The sequence below is a fragment of the Photobacterium sp. 1_MG-2023 genome (assembly GCF_030547945.1).
Taxonomy (GTDB): domain Bacteria; phylum Pseudomonadota; class Gammaproteobacteria; order Enterobacterales; family Vibrionaceae; genus Photobacterium.
The window spans coordinates 88432-103212 of record NZ_JAUORR010000005.1; the positions used below are offsets into that span (position 1 = coordinate 88432).

Here is a 14781-nt window from a genome sequence, read left to right on the forward strand (position 1 = left end):
CCTATGGCGGATCAATACACAAAAGCAATTTACGCCGGTGCCAAATGGTCCATGCTCAGAATCTGGTATAACCGTTTTATTGGTTTGATCAGCACCTTGGTACTCGTGCGTTTGCTTTCCCCTGAAGATTATGGGATTGCCAGTTTTGCGATGTTTTTTGTGTTCTTCTTCATTGCATTGTCGACGGTTGGGACGAAGCGTTATGTCATGATGGAAAACACGGAAGATGCTGAAAAGCTGAACAGCATCTGGTCGCTCAATCTGGTGTTTCGTCTGGCCAGTGCCGTCATTCTGTGGCTGTCTGCTGATTCTGTCGCTTCGTATGCCAATGAACCCAAAGTTGCGCTGGTGGTACAGGTTGTCAGCGTTATTCCGCTGATTCGTGCTTTTCACAATGTTGGCATGGATGTTTTTGAAAAAAATTTCAATTTTAAGATGGAAGCTGTGCTGCTGACCGTGGCCAAAACGATCAGCAGCCTGAGCACCATTGTTATTGCGCTGGTGATCCAGAATTATTGGGCACTGATTGCAGGCGTTATTCTGATGGCGGTGATTGAAGTTTTCTTCAGCTATCTGCTCAGTCCGTTCCGGCCAAAATGGAGTACGCGTTACTGGAAAGAGCAGTGGTCGATATCAAAATGGCTTTATCTTGTTTCGGTGTCCGGCTATTTGCGTTCACGCGTGGATATGCTGCTGCTCGGGAATATTTTGAGCAGCCGTGATGTGGGCTTTTACAATATGGCGCAGGAATTTGCCTGGCTGCCGCTGACTGATTTTTTAACACCGATGAACAAAGGTTCATTTACCGTACTGGCAAAATTCAGGCACGATGAAACCGGATTCCGGGAACGGCTGCATTCTCAGTTAGCCATGCTGATGTTGTTTGCGATGCCCATGGCATTTGGGATGTGCGCGATCAGTGAAGATTTTGTTTACGTGATTCTGGGGCAAAAATGGCTCGGTGCAATTCCTGTGATGCAGCATTTGTCATTTCTGATGATTGTGATGACGTTGTATATGCTGGTGCATTCAGTTCTGATCCTTCGGTCAAAAATGCCGATGCTGTTTCTGTGTGATTGTTTGACGGTCGCGATGGTCATCGGCAGTTTTTATGGCTTGGGTTACAACACGCCCGGCGATTTATCGATGGCCCGTTTGATGGTTGGCGGCGTTTTTCTGGTGTGTCTGTCCTCGATATTCCTGTTTGTGATTCGTTTGCAGGCCAGCCGTTTTCTGAGTGCTCTACTGGTTCCCTGCCTGGCTTCTGTGCTGATGTTTGTCTGCGTTCAAATCGTTTCTGATCAGATAGACAATCATTTGCTGAGCTTGCTGGCTTGCTTGTTGGCAGGTGGTATGACTTATAGTTTGCTGATGGTGCTGCTGTTGCCATTGAGCGTAAAAATGATACCTGAATACCGAAGTATTCAGGTGAGGCTGGGGCGCTTGTTCAGATTACCTTCTTACGAATAATCTTCGCAGATTACTTAAAGACACTGCCAATTTGCTGAATCAATGGTTGGGGCGCTTGTTCCGGTTGCTGCTGCGTAATCTGACGGATAGCTTGGCGGGCAAGCTTGCGGTAATCACTCGTTTTAAAACGATTGCTGCCAATGAAGTGGACTAGCGTCATGGAGCGCACGGGCTCTCCGGTCGGCGGAAAGCGATAGTTCTGATATTTCGGCCACGGCAACACAGTGGGACAGTCACTTTGCGAGATCAGACACAGAGAAGCGGTTTGTTCACTGCCCCAGGAAGCCCATTTTTCTGCACCGATATGGTGTGCGATGTCCTGCGATAACTGAATCAGAATGTCGGCACTGGCCGATTGCTTCGGATAGCCGCAGAATCCTGCGCAGCCTCTCAGATACCGTGTTCCGTTTCGGAAGAAATCGAGATGAATAAAGGCACGTTCAGCACAAACCTGAACATGTTCGCTGCGCCAGTGCTTGATAATCGCATGCAGGAAATGCACATCGACGGCTTCTCCCCATTCCTGGCTGCCGGCAACAAAACCATGATTTTGGGTGACTTTGTCATGGATTTCATAGAGAGGAGCGAGTGAGATGATGTCGCTGTCTAATTGGATCACATACGATGTTTTCATCAGTTCGATAATACGAAACAAACGCTTCCAGGAGATATATGTCGGGCATCCCCGAGTGTCGACATCTTTAGCCTGAGTGATTCTGACCCCAGGAATCAGTCGTGTCAGCGTTGCATGATCAGATGTGGTGAGAGTCCCGTCGTCAATCACTTCAATGGTGCCGTAACCGAAATTGTTTATGAAGGTTGTGATGGAAATCAGGTACATGTTCAGTGCATTGTGGCTGACCATCGACACAATGGTAACACTGGCATCCGGTTCGTATTCAAGCGGTGGCATGTGTTGAATCTGTTGCGCTGTCAGTTGAAATCGATACCGCTCTAAACGTTCTTTCAACCATAGGTAACTTTGATACATCTTCACACCCCCGCTTAATTTGAACGGATTGAATCCAACGATTGTTTTTATGGATTTGGCTTTTTCATGGCAGCCAATACCAAGTTCAGCGTTTGTCATTGCACTGACATTGATAAATGAATCATAGTCAAAATTTTGTTGCCCGGCGAAACCGGTTCTATAGTAAAGAAAGGCCGTTTTACCGGGGCGTGATTGCTCCAGTTCAGAGCTACTCTGCTGTATTTTCGACAAAAAATTGACGGATTTTCCAGTGGTAAGGAGTGAGGAATGGAGTCGATTCTTTTTGCATTCGGACTTTTTTTGCTGGTTTTTCTTTGTCACCGGTCTCTGAAGCAAGACAAAGAAGTGACAGCACCGAAACAAAAACGAAGAAGCCGTCTGAATCAAACATCTCAGCAGGCTGACAGGTAGCAAAGTCGACAGGAGGCAGAGCCATGAGAGACCTTATCTTTTTAGGTGTATTCCTGATTCTGGTTTGCTTTGCTTTCCGGCGACCTTATATGGCTGCTTCGATTTGGATCTGGTCGGGTTTATTTGTGCCCACGTATTGGGTGTACAGTTTTGCAAAACCCATCAGTTATAATACGGTTTTTGCGCTGATTACCTTCCTGACATATTTAGTGGCCCGCCATAAACCCCGGATGCTTTTTGATGTTGTTGCATTGCTGGTGTGCTTATTCTGGATTCATACCGGTATCACCAGCTACAACTCGATTGGGATTCCTGAATTGGTTTGGCCTGAATGGGAGAAGTTTTCCAAGGTGTTTCTCTCCTTCATCATGGTCACCCTGATTATCCGGCAACGGCATGAGTTTGAAATGCTGATTTGGGGCATACTCATGTCGGTTGGTTTTATGGGCGCAATCGAAGGGCTCAAATTTGTTGCCAGCCTCGGCGGGCATAAAATTCAGGGGCCATACGGACATTTACTGGCAGACAATAACCACTTTGCGACCGCTTTGTGCATGATCATTCCTTTGATTCTGTATCAACTCAAATCAGTAGAAGAGAAATGGATCCGATTGGGTCTGTTCAGCATGCTGGTGCTCTGTACCTTGTCTGTCCTCGGCACTTATTCTCGGGGAGGCTTCCTTGCACTGGCGATCATCGGCTGCTATTTCTGGCTGAAAAGTAAAAGGAAGCTGCTGACGCTGATTGCAGTTGGCATCATTGCTTCGGTGTCTGTCCTTTTATTACCGCAGAAATGGTACGACAGGATGGAAACCATTGAAGCCGCGGATGAAGATTCATCGTTCACCAACCGTGTGAACTCGTGGAAAATTCATACGTTGCTGGCATTGGAAAGACCTGCAACCGGTGGCGGCTATAAAACAGCGTATTATCAAACCCACTGGGACAGGCTCAGTACCAAAATTGATCAAATTGATGTGATCGAAACACCACCACCGGGTGAAAAACCGCGGGCTGCCCATAGTATTTACTTTCAGGTTCTTGGGGATCACGGCTTTGTTGGGTTGGGATTATTCTTACTGATCATCGCGCTTTCATTCCTGAAAATGCATTGGGTGATTGCGACCCTCAACCGTGCCCCGTGGAAGGCTGAAGACCATTGGCAGGTTGATTTGGCCAGAATGATGCAAGTCTCGCTTCTGGCATATTGTACCGCTGGCGCAGCGCTGTCATTGGCATATCTGGAATTATTCTGGTGCTTAGTCGCGGCTATGGTGGGTTTAACGATTCAGGTGAAAGTGATGGTGGCTCCGCAGCGCCGACGGCATGTGAATGCGGGGCAGGTTTTGGAGGACAGGCATTGAGAATAGAACTGGGACAGGCACAGTAGGCTGGCATCGTGGCACAGGGACCGGGCTCAAGGGACAGACACACATTTTAATTGGTTTTATTTTGGCCAGATCCGAGCAGCTTTCGTCAGGGGCGGAAGAGGATCGTTGGGTAATATCAGATCAAATTTGCAGAGCTATTCCTAAAAGGAGTTATTGGGTGGAGTTGAGCCGCGTGAATATCAACTCTGTTGTTTCAGTCAATATTAAGCAGGGGAAAGGCAGACGCCAGCTATTTTTTTGCGACCAAAGATCGCCAGTTTTGACTGGATCGTGGACTTCGTACCAATCAGGCAGCCACTTTCCATTTGTTCATAACATTTGAGCCAGAGCGTGGTTTCAAAGCCAAGTCTTTGCATCATTGGTGGTAAATTGTTTGATACTTGTCCTGAGCTGCCTTCCCTGAACTGCTTTCCCGTGAAATCTAATAATGCTAAATAATCCTTAAATCCAAATGGCAGACATGCTTTGCGATGCGGGTTTGGAGCGTCTGAGAATGGATGGAGATTACGAGCAAAACGATTGTGCTTCCTGAGTGAATCAACGCGGTGTTTGATGGAGGTATATTCAGATGATTCCGGTGTGGCCGCAATTCCGACCCGAACAGGATTCAGATCGACATAAGACATTGCCGCAGCCAGCGCTTTGTCATCCAGCAATGCCTGACTTTTGAATCTACCTTCCCAGAAATGCCCCGTACAGCCATCTTCTTTGTTTGCTTCAGCGGCAATGTATTGATTCAGCAGGCGCATAAACCAACTGATGCTGTAGATGCGCTGCCGCCAGGTACGAATGATCGTCTGAACAGACTGCTTTTCGCTTGGGCTTAATGGCTCGTTTCTGAGGAATCGTTGAATTAAAACAGGTGGTTGATGAAATTTTAGCCACCGGTGAATCACTTCAATATCTTTTAAAGATTCAGCTTGATCGCGGTTGATGTGAAGCACCAGATGATAATGATTACTCATGATTGCATAGGCGCAAATATCAATACAGAAGACTTTGGCCAGGTCGAATAACCGCGCTTCGACTTGATGTCGACGGTGTTCATAACTGTTCCCGGATGCCTCGTCGACGCCGCATAGAAAGGCTCTGCGGACACATCTGGACATGCAATGATAGTATGCCGTTGCGTCTAACTGGATTTGTCTGTGTCTGGCAATTGTCACAATGAAACCTCCGATACTGGATGAATGAACAGTATTTGGAGGGTGAGATGAAATAAAGGTGATGATGGTGAAATTGCGACGGCTTTATAAACAAATTGTAATTGAGTGTCTGGTTTTTCTTTGGAAATGCTCACTGAACTTTGAGATGTCTGTCCTCAATTTGGGAGGCGCTCAGCTTAAACAGTGCCTGTCCTGATTAACTGGTTCTGCTGATCTAAAGTGCGACTGTCCCACTTTTCCCCCCCTCAGCGTTTCCCGGTTAGTCTCTTGAAGATCGCCGTAATTTTCTCAGCATTCGCTTGCCAGGTCAGGTGCCTGTCCTTGATGGTTGCGGCCGCGTTTTGGCTCAGGCGTTGGCGTAGCGATGTGTCTGTGATCAGTTGTTCAATTTTAGACAGCATCTCGTTGAGATTGCCTTCTTGAAAAAGCAGGGCATTCTCGTCATTCGTTAACAGCTCTCGGATGTTTTCACTATCTGGTGCCACGATTGCTTTACCAGTGGCGAGATACTCAAGGAGTTTGAGCGGTGAGCACCAGGGAGTCACAGCAGGCTGGAGGGCGATATCAATCTGGGACAGCCAGTCGGCCATGTTTTCCCGTGATGCCAGTCCGGCGAGAATGATTTGATCGGTTGCATGGAGAGACTGTGCCTGCTGTTGGAGATCTTCCAGTACCGGGCCGTCTCCGATGATCAGGAACAGAATCGGAGGTTGCTCCGGTGGCCTTTGCTGATTGGCATTCACAATTAAGGACAGCACCTGATCCAACTGATGCCATTCCCGGCAAAAACCAGCAAACCCGACAATCAGGTGGTTGGCGAATTCTGGGCGCTTGGTGGCTGCATCAGGATAGAACTGGGTTGTGTCAACGCCATTGGGGATCACGCTGATACGTGCATCAGGGACACCGGCATTGTGCAAGTCCGTTGCAAGGACATGGCTGACTGGCAGGACGTGATCGGCGTTGCGCCAGACGAAAAGTTCAGACCACCTTGCCAGCCAGTCGAGATGAATACCGCCGTAGCTTTGACGTTCGTGATACAACGGGGCATTCACTTCCAGTGATAAAGGTAAACGAAACATGTATTTAGCGAGAATTCCTGAGATGAACAGCAGATTATAGCGCTCGTAAATCACATCCGGTCGGTGACGTATGATGGCATGACAAAGCCGGATGAAATCATAAGCACTGTAGCCAAACTCAAGTAACTCACATAGAAATCCGGGTAAAAGGCGCCGAATTTTACTGACCCAGCCACCATCTGCACCAAAATCAGCTTTTTCAGAAATCTTGGGGGCTACCAGGATCACCTCGTGCCCTAGTTGTTTCAGTTCATGGATGATCGCGTCAATGTGGACGAATTGTCCGTCTTTCGAAGCCACACGATGGTGATAGAGGATTTTCATGTCGCACTCCTGATCAAACGACGAAACAGATGGTACTGTCCTTCGGAAGTTGCGGACCAGTCAAACTGCTCTGCGTACCGCCGGGTTGCGGCACGGGGTAATGGGGTTGAAAGGATTTGCAGTAGTCCTGCAGCAATTGCATTTACATTACGTTCCACCAGAATACCTGCTCGGGGCTGTTGCACCACTTCAGGGGTGCCCCAGATATTGGTGGCAACGACAGGCGTGCCACAGGCCATCGACTCAAGAAGAACATTAGCCCAGCCTTCGCGATCAGAGGCCAGAGTGAGAACGTTGGCAGCACCATAATAAGCCGAAAGCTCTTCCTGACTCAGACGGCCAAGAAAGCGGACTCTGTCTGCAACGCCGTATTTCTCAGCAAGGACAGACAAGGTTTTACGCAGTGGTCCGCAACCAGCAATCAACAGGACGGCGCCCGGTATCTGACGCAACGCGTCGATCACCAGATGATGCCCTTTGCGTTCAATCAATAAGCCAACCGACAGGATGATTGGCGTGTTCAACGGCAGATCAAGCGCTCGTCGCAAGCCTGCCTGCTGAGATTCATCGCAGAAGGAAAACAGCTCAAGATCAACGCCATTGCGCAGAGTGCTGACCCGGTCGGGTGTCGCGCCAAGGTCTATCATGGCTGTTCTCAGGGCCTCACAGACGGCTAAATTATGATCGCTCGCAGACAGTACCTGTTGGATCTGCCTGCGCGCCGATGGATAATCCGGGATCAAATTGATGTCTGTCCCCCTTGCGGTCACGGTAAATGGCTTACGTAAAGCCTTGGCAACGGCGGCAATCGCCACGCCGTCCGGGTAGAAGTAATGGCCATCAATCAGATCAAATTCCAAGCCAGCGTTGATGAGGGTGCGAATCTGTTTTTTGAGGCACCAGGCCAGTGCAGCGGGTGTCCAGAACATGCCAATTTTGGGGATCACAAGATACCTTGGGTGATACACAGGGATCCCATACCGTGTTTCTTTTACGGGGACAGACGCATGTTCACCGTATCGGCCAAAGATTGGATGGCTGCTGGGAAACCAGGGCACGGGCGCGATGACAGTGATTTCAGTTTCCGGATAATGTTTTTTCAGCTGACGCAGCCGGGTCTCCACAAAAATACCATGTCTTGGATTAGCGGCGTTGGGATACAGGGTTGAAATCGTCAGGATTCTCATCAGGCTTGTCTCGATAAAAATTGGGCGAACATCAGTAAACTCCACAAAGCTGCACCATGATCGCCCCGGCCACTGACATGTTCAGTCACCAGCTTCTGTAATTGCCTGGGTTCAAAATAGCCGCTGTCCATCATTACCGGGGATAAGACCTGTTCATGTAACAGTGGCTGAAGCTGGTGCCGGAACCAGTGTGACAAAGGCAGGCTGAATCCCATTTTAGGACGATAAAGAATGGCCTGAGGCAGCAGCGGCTCCAATACTTTCTTGAAGCCGTATTTTCCGGTCTGGCGTCGGATATTGTCCTGACTCTCAATTTGGAAAGCCCATTCGATGAGCCTGTGATCCAGTAAAGGTGCGCGCACTTCCAGAGAATTCGCCATGCTGGCCCGGTCGACTTTGGTCAGGATGTCTCCCGGCAGCCAGGTTTTGAAATCCAGATACTGAATGAATTTCAGTGGATCATCCGTGGGCGTATTCAATGCGTGCTGTCTTAAGATTTCTGCACCAGTGTAACCACTCAGGCTGTGTCGGTAGGCCGCACTGAACAAAGACTGTCTGTCCTGATACCGAATTTTGGAGATGGTATTGGCGTAGGCATCAACACTGTCGAGTGCCAGAGACTGCAGGGTGGTTTTTGCCCGAAAGACGCGTGGCGCCCAGTCTGCTTTGGGATAGACCTGGCCGAGAAGTCCGAATAGAGGCTGCCGGATCGGGGAGGGTAGTAAGCCTCTGACTTTCTGCTCGGCCAGATGAAAACGGTAACGGCGGTATCCGGCAAAAATTTCATCTCCCCCATCACCAGACAACGCGACCGTGACATTCTGCCGTGCAAGTTTGCAGACGAGATAAGTCGGCAACGCAGAGTCATCGGCAAATGGTTCGTCATACAACTGCGCCAGAACTTCCACCAGACTGACATCATCCGTATTGACTTGCTGCTCCTGATGCTGTGTCTGAAATTGTTGAGCGATCAGGCGAGCATACTGAGTTTCATCAAATTTGGCTTGATCGAATCCGATGGCGCAGGTATTGACAGGCCCTGTGTTCAGTTGCGACATCAGGGCGACAATCGCACTGGAATCGACGCCACCGGACAAAAAAGCACCCAGCGGTACATCGGCGACCATGCGGATGCTGACGGCTTCCTTGATTTTTTCGAGTAAGGATTCCTGAATTTGCGGCCAGGTCAGGGTTGTGGTCGTCTCTGGCAGATCCCAATACTGGACAGGGACAGGCACTTGTCCCGGATGAAGTGTGAGCGTATGTCCGGCAGGAAGTTTGAAGATGTTACGATACGCCGTATGCGGATCGGGAATATAGCCATACATCAGGTAATCTTCTGCAAGTTCATGTCTCAGCGCGAGATCCACATCCGGATGCGCTGTCAGCACTTTGAGTTCAGAAGCAAAAATGAACTGTCCTTTCTGCGACATGGTGTAAAACAACGGCTTCTTCCCGAGCCGATCCCGCGCCAGAAACAGGGCTCGTTTGCGACTGTCCCAGAGTGCAAACGCGAACATGCCACGAAACCGGGACAGACACGCTTCGCCCCATTCCTCCCAGGCATGCACGATGACTTCGGTATCACTCAAGGTGCGAAATTCATGGCCCATTGACTTCAGCTCATGCGCTAATGCTTTGAAATTATAGATTTCCCCGTTGAAAACGATGGCAATGGTTTGGTCTTCATTAAACAGGGGCTGGTGGCCGCCGGACAGATCAATGATGGAGAGGCGCCGATGCGCCAGTCCGACCCATTGGTCGCAGTAATATCCTTCATCATCCGGACCACGATGACGCTGGGTCCGGTTAATATGCTGAAGCAGTCGAGTATCAATCCCGGCAGGCCGCTGCATATTCATCATTCCTGCGATACCACACATAGCTTTCCCCTTCACGCTAAATAGCAATGTTGACTGAATCTGACGGTGTTCACATGCTCGGGACAAGAATCGCTTGGTTTTGTCCCGCAAATTGTGCGATTTCGGTTTCGCCAAGCTCCGAACTGGCTACCGCAGTAACGTGAGAGACACCTTTCAGCCCAGCCAGCCGGTAAGACGCTCTGACCAACTTGATCGCCAGCGGATTACTGCTACAAAATTCGTTGATGCAATACCAGTACACCAGATGCATGGTGTCGCCTCTGGCATTGGCGATTGTCATGGTTTTCGCATGGACACCGGATTGAAGCTGTACGCCCCGGCTGCGCTGAAGGGACCAGGTGTCTTTATTAAAAAGCTGATTCGTGCTGCTGATTAATTCCCCATCCCGCTGCCAGAGGTTGTAACGGGCGGTATAGATTTCTGCCTTGCCTTCGGCGGCAGAGTGTCGCTGGCTGTTGATGGCTTTCGGGAAGGTGATTCCCCACGCTGCCAGCGGTGTGTTTGATGCGCCTGTCCTCGTTTCATTCACGGCGATGATGCCGGCTTCGGCGCTAGTCGTGTCTGTCCCCGTTCTGTTCGTGGCTGAATTGGGCAAAGCAGTGGTGATTTCAGCATGATGTGTTAAATGCAAATGCCAGAGCGCCGTGAGTCCAAACAAGCAAAATACCGGGATAAACACGCACCATTCCGCGCGAGGCGATGTTGTCCTGTTTACAGGTTTACGATCAATTTCAGATGACTCGGCATCAGAGAATCGGCTGGCCGTGAAGAAAATCACCAGAATAATCAGACTGAAAAAGACCCAACCATAGATCAGGTGATCCGCACCAGCAGCGTATTTCATGTCACTCCAATACCCAATGATGACGATGCCAAAAGCGCGGATACCATTGGCAATAATCGGGAAGATAAACGAAAAAGCCACAAAGCAGAGACGTTTGTATGTTTTTGTAAACTGCAGATAGGCAAATAACGTCCCCAGCGCAACACTCGACATCAGAAAACGAATGCCGGAACAGGCTTCAGCGACGTAGAAACGGCCATTCGGGATCGTCAGATATAACCCTTCTCGATAGACCGGAATATTGCTCAGATTGAGCAGCCACACCGAGAGATCTGCTGTAATGATCTGAAGCTGCGGCACCAGACTTTCACCAAAAGGCACGGCAAAGAAAAGGTAAAGTAATGGAAACCAAAGTACGCGCGCAATTGCGGTGCCAAGGATGGCCCACAGCAATAACTGCAGGCTCATCACGGCAGCGAGGTGCTCAAACAAACCAATGTCTGCTGCGCGCCCCATCAGCCATAGCAGGCAGGGAATCACGAGTAAGCAGGCTGCCAAGCCACTCACAGATAGTGGGATATTTCGGATTTCTTCCCGCTGACGCCAGACCAGCCACAGGCAGATCGGCAGAATCAGAAAACAATGCTCGTAAGTTTTTGAATTCAGCCAAACAGTGACCATGTGATTGATTGACGGCCAGAATAGCCACAACCAGGCAGCCAACGGGAACCCAAGCCGCAGCCAGAGTGACTTAGCCATGGTGTGCCTCCAGATAACTCAACACCGGGGACAGTCGCGCCTCCCAGCTGAAATGTGTTTTGATCCAATGCCGGGAAACTGTCGCGGGTTGCCGGGGAGCACTTAATTGAACACACACCCACTGAGCATTCTCTCGCGAATCATCGGAAACAAAGAGTGTCTGTCCCGGCAAGGATCCGATCGACTCTATCGTGCCTGTCCCCGTTGCTTTGGTGGCTTCCACAACTGCGCCTGTCCCCATTTGATCAGGTCCCGGCGGCAAAAGGTGCCTGTCCCCGTTGAAGGTGTTTGAGGCCTCATACTGTGCCTGTCCCAGTTGAAGGGCGAAAGGTGCCTGTCCCCGTTGATGGTGCAGCGCTTGACCCCACGGATACTGCTCCAGACCTTCGATGCCCAGAGGGCTGGTGAGGACGGGCTTTTCCATTGCCATGGCTTCCAGAATTTTATTCTGAATGCCGCGGGCAATTTGCATGGGGGCGACAGCGGCTTTGGCGTAAAACAGGAAAGGGCGGACATCGGCGACACGGCCGGTGACGACGACGCCGGGAACCTTCGACAGCGATTTCACTTTGGATGTGGGGGATGAGCCCACGATATAGAAGCGACTGTCCGGATGGTGTTGCAGGACGATGGGCCAGACCGTCTGCACAAACCAGCAGACCGCATCAACATTGGCCCAGTAGTCCATCGCACCGGTGAACACGACATAATTTTCTTGCGCAAGCAGATAATCCGTCTTGTGAGAAAAGGAAGCATCGGGTGAAAAATACTGACTGTCGATACCGTTTTCCAGTGTCCGGACTTTTAGGTGGAGCGAATCGGGCAGTTGCGCCGTGAAGGCATTTTTTTCCGTGTCTGTGACAAAGCAACTGACGTCAAATGCAGCGCAGACCTGTTTTTCGTATCGTGCCAGGGTGTGGTATTCTCGCTGATAAATCAGACGCATCAGGCCGGATTTTTTCTCCGCATATTGCCGCCATTTTTCAGAATCGAGATCCACAAAGTGCATGACTTTGTGAAGATCCGGGGAAACTGTCATCAGGTATTGAGCCATGCTGCTCGAGAAAACCAGTGCTTTTCGAATGGGGTGGTTATCCCGGCTACGGTCCAGACAACGATTGACCCACTTTCTCATGTCTGACGACGCATAATAGGGTAAAGTCATCGGTTGTCCGCTCAGCAGTGCGCGAAGGGATTTGAGTTTTGCCTGAGTTGGGTGAAGCGCGACATAGCAGGTTTCCCGGCACAATGAGTCGACTTTCGGGCAATATTGCCAGTCAGTGGGGTCATCAATAAAACAGCCCAGATAAACATCGTAATGCTGGCTGAGATATTTCAGCAGATGATAGCTGGCAATCTTATCGCCTTTATTGGGCGGATAAGGGATTCGGTGACACAGATACAGGATGGCTGGCTTCATCTTCACGTTCCCCTTAACCCAGATATTTTGAAAGCATGGGGCCGATTTGTTTGCTCAGGCCCATCGGCAGGTTTTGCCAGGCTCGGATGAAATATCGATATTTGGGATTGTTGGGCGACAGATTGGGAGGCCGTTTTGCCCTGACCAGCGCCATTCGGTAGTGCAAGGGCTGCTCTTCCATCCCCCAGTGTTTTTTGTAGTGATATGCGCCTGAATTGATCTTGCTGCGTCCGAAGTCAAACAATTCGGCCCCTCTTTCTTTTGCGATCAGCATCAGTTGGTAGTACATGAAGTCATTACTTTTCAGATCCCGGGCGGCCTGAGTCCCGCCGCCGTAGTAAGGCAAAACCTGATTTTTATAGTAGAAACTGAGAACACCTGACACGGGCTGACCCTGTACATCGCGGACGACCAGTGTTTCGCAACTGCTGCCAAAAGTGTCTTTCAGCGTTTGAAACAATGCAGGCGGAAACACCGGTGTTCCCAGATTCCGGACACTTTCCGCATAGAGTTCAAAACAGAGCGCCGGGTTATCTTTCGCATCCCAGCTCAGGTTATTTTTTTGAGCATGCCGGATGACGGCACGCTGTTTGCGTTTGATACCGGAGAGAAGGTCTTCTGCTGGCAACGCCAGTGTGTTTTTGAAAGTGGCATGATGACAGTGCCGGAACCAGGGGGATTCACAGGGATGTTCGTGACTGTCCCTTAATTCGATGTAATCGACATTGAGATCGCAGGCAAGATCGTAGGCTGCGTTTTCCAGTTCACGGCGGATATCATCCTGATCGGCAAGCGCGCCGCCATAGACGCAAAAAGGTGTTGAAATCAGCGCATGGCCGAACAGCAGACTTTTCTGTTCGAACAGGGGCAGCACACCGACAATCTGCTCCCCTTGCTGTGCGAACAGGTAGTGTGGCTGATGACCAAAAACGTCCTGAATCACATGAATCCATCCCGTCAGGTGAAAGAAGCTGCCGTGCTGGTGTGAATCAACGTAGCGATCCCAGAGGTTGTGCGCTTTTCGGGTCAGTGCTCGAATTGTCAGATCCTGTTTCATATTCATATCCATCCAATTGATAGGCTTCACTGATGGTGGTCCAATGGAAATCGTTCAGTAATCGGTGTAATCGGGGAACCATTTGCGCAAGATTGAGATAGTGTCGGAAACGGGCTTTGAAGGACGCCTGTTGAATACGCGGTTGATTGGCATCGATTTCCCAGGGATGAAAATAAAAGCAGAAGGGCTGCTGATACTGATCAGTGAATCCGCGAATCAGCTGTTTACTCAGTGCGTAAGGATATAAACGGAAATAACCTCCGCCACCGATTGGAATATTTGTGCCAAAGATTTGGCGTGTCGGGATAGGGATCTCAATGATGCCTTCCTGACGTGTATGAAGAAATCGCGGCCAGTCCGGACAGCCGTAATGATCATGTCTGACCGGGTAAGTGCTGCTGCTGAAAGTGAATCCCAGTTGTTTGAGAATATCAAATGCCCACAGATTCGACGGGTCAATAGAAAAACTGGGGGCACGATAACCCTGAACATATTTTCCGGCGATATCTTCAATCAGGAATTTACTTCTGCTGACATCCTGAAAAAACGCATGGCGAGACAACTGATTGGCTTTGTCGTGTGCATAGCCATGGCAGGCCAATTCATGGCCGCGCGATGCGATGTCCCGGATGAGTGCAGGACAGGCATCGGCCACCCAGCCGAGAATGAAGAAGGTGGCCTTGATTTGATGCGCCTCAAAAATATCCAGCACTTTTCTCGTACTGTAATCGACGCGGATCGGATATCTTTTCCCCCAGTCCTTTTTTTGAATCATGGAAGAAAATGCAGAGACGTGGAAATAATCTTCGACATCAACTGTCATCGCGTTATATCTGGTTCTAAAGTTTACAGGGGC

At 49.8% G+C, this 14781-nt stretch carries 12 protein-coding genes; 2 read left to right on the top strand and 10 right to left on the bottom strand.

Annotated elements, in window-relative coordinates; all coding sequences use genetic code 11:
• Positions 1-3: 3 nt before the first annotated feature.
• Entirely contained in the window at positions 4-1470 is a 1467-nt protein-coding gene (locus Q4579_RS06655) for an oligosaccharide flippase family protein (protein ID WP_303562671.1), read from the top strand.
• A gap of 10 nt (positions 1471-1480) precedes the next feature.
• Here Q4579_RS06655 and Q4579_RS06660 read toward each other — a convergent pair whose 3' ends face one another.
• Positions 1481-2461, bottom strand: coding sequence for a hypothetical protein (locus Q4579_RS06660; protein ID WP_303562673.1), 981 nt, complete (start codon positions 2459-2461; stop codon positions 1481-1483).
• A gap of 208 nt (positions 2462-2669) precedes the next feature.
• Complete coding sequence (locus Q4579_RS06665; RefSeq protein ID WP_303562674.1) at positions 2670-2897, bottom strand: hypothetical protein; 228 nt, start codon at positions 2895-2897, stop codon at positions 2670-2672.
• Between Q4579_RS06665 and Q4579_RS06670 the strand changes: the two genes are divergently transcribed.
• Positions 2896-4236: a putative O-glycosylation ligase, exosortase A system-associated gene (locus Q4579_RS06670; protein ID WP_303562675.1), complete on the top strand. Its 1341-nt coding sequence runs from the start codon at positions 2896-2898 to the stop codon at positions 4234-4236. The genes Q4579_RS06665 and Q4579_RS06670 overlap by 2 nt on opposite strands.
• A gap of 230 nt (positions 4237-4466) precedes the next feature.
• On the opposite strand, the gene Q4579_RS06675 is transcribed toward Q4579_RS06670, so the two are convergent.
• From Q4579_RS06675 to Q4579_RS06710, 8 genes are all read right to left on the bottom strand, one after another.
• A complete protein-coding gene (locus tag Q4579_RS06675) occupies positions 4467-5429 on the bottom strand; it encodes a transposase (RefSeq protein ID WP_303562677.1) in 963 nt (320 codons plus the stop codon).
• Between the two features lie 245 nt (positions 5430-5674).
• Positions 5675-6835, bottom strand: coding sequence for a glycosyltransferase family 4 protein (locus tag Q4579_RS06680; protein WP_303562679.1), 1161 nt, complete (start codon positions 6833-6835; stop codon positions 5675-5677).
• Positions 6832-8022: a glycosyltransferase family 4 protein gene (locus tag Q4579_RS06685; RefSeq protein ID WP_303562680.1), complete on the bottom strand. Its 1191-nt coding sequence runs from the start codon at positions 8020-8022 to the stop codon at positions 6832-6834. The genes Q4579_RS06680 and Q4579_RS06685 overlap by 4 nt, the downstream gene beginning before the upstream one ends.
• The gene (locus Q4579_RS06690; RefSeq protein ID WP_303562682.1) at positions 8022-9905 is read right to left on the bottom strand and encodes an XrtA/PEP-CTERM system amidotransferase; all 1884 of its coding nucleotides are present in this window, start codon (positions 9903-9905) and stop codon (positions 8022-8024) included. Before Q4579_RS06690 ends, Q4579_RS06685 begins: the two co-directional genes overlap by 1 nt.
• Positions 9906-9954: 49 nt before the next feature.
• Positions 9955-11448 carry an exosortase A gene (gene xrtA / locus Q4579_RS06695; RefSeq protein WP_303562684.1) on the bottom strand — a complete coding sequence of 498 codons (1494 nt, stop codon included), beginning with the start codon at positions 11446-11448 and terminating at the stop codon, positions 9955-9957.
• Positions 11441-12868, bottom strand: coding sequence for a TIGR03087 family PEP-CTERM/XrtA system glycosyltransferase (locus tag Q4579_RS06700; protein ID WP_303562686.1), 1428 nt, complete (start codon positions 12866-12868; stop codon positions 11441-11443). Before Q4579_RS06700 ends, xrtA begins: the two co-directional genes overlap by 8 nt.
• Positions 12869-12881: 13 nt before the next feature.
• A complete protein-coding gene (locus Q4579_RS06705; RefSeq protein WP_303562688.1) occupies positions 12882-13925 on the bottom strand; it encodes a FemAB family XrtA/PEP-CTERM system-associated protein in 1044 nt (347 codons plus the stop codon).
• Complete coding sequence (locus Q4579_RS06710; RefSeq protein WP_303562690.1) at positions 13858-14748, bottom strand: XrtA system polysaccharide deacetylase; 891 nt, start codon at positions 14746-14748, stop codon at positions 13858-13860. The genes Q4579_RS06705 and Q4579_RS06710 overlap by 68 nt, the downstream gene beginning before the upstream one ends.
• Positions 14749-14781: the final 33 nt, after the last annotated feature.

Excerpts from the sequence above, each read along its gene's own strand:
- Q4579_RS06655 (WP_303562671.1), top strand. The coding sequence starts at position 4 with ATGGCGGATCAATACACAAAAGCAATTTACGCCGGTGCCAAATGGTCC.
- Q4579_RS06660 (WP_303562673.1), bottom strand. The coding sequence starts at position 2,461 with ATGTATCAAAGTTACCTATGGTTGAAAGAACGTTTAGAGCGGTATCGA.
- Q4579_RS06670 (WP_303562675.1), top strand. The coding sequence starts at position 2,896 with ATGAGAGACCTTATCTTTTTAGGTGTATTCCTGATTCTGGTTTGCTTT.
- Q4579_RS06665 (WP_303562674.1), bottom strand. The coding sequence starts at position 2,897 with ATGGCTCTGCCTCCTGTCGACTTTGCTACCTGTCAGCCTGCTGAGATG.
- Q4579_RS06680 (WP_303562679.1), bottom strand. The coding sequence starts at position 6,835 with ATGAAAATCCTCTATCACCATCGTGTGGCTTCGAAAGACGGACAATTC.
- Q4579_RS06685 (WP_303562680.1), bottom strand. The coding sequence starts at position 8,022 with ATGAGAATCCTGACGATTTCAACCCTGTATCCCAACGCCGCTAATCCA.
- Q4579_RS06690 (WP_303562682.1), bottom strand. The coding sequence starts at position 9,905 with ATGTGTGGTATCGCAGGAATGATGAATATGCAGCGGCCTGCCGGGATT.
- xrtA (WP_303562684.1), bottom strand. The coding sequence starts at position 11,448 with ATGGCTAAGTCACTCTGGCTGCGGCTTGGGTTCCCGTTGGCTGCCTGG.
- Q4579_RS06700 (WP_303562686.1), bottom strand. The coding sequence starts at position 12,868 with ATGAAGCCAGCCATCCTGTATCTGTGTCACCGAATCCCTTATCCGCCC.
- Q4579_RS06705 (WP_303562688.1), bottom strand. The coding sequence starts at position 13,925 with ATGAAACAGGATCTGACAATTCGAGCACTGACCCGAAAAGCGCACAAC.
- Q4579_RS06710 (WP_303562690.1), bottom strand. The coding sequence starts at position 14,748 with ATGACAGTTGATGTCGAAGATTATTTCCACGTCTCTGCATTTTCTTCC.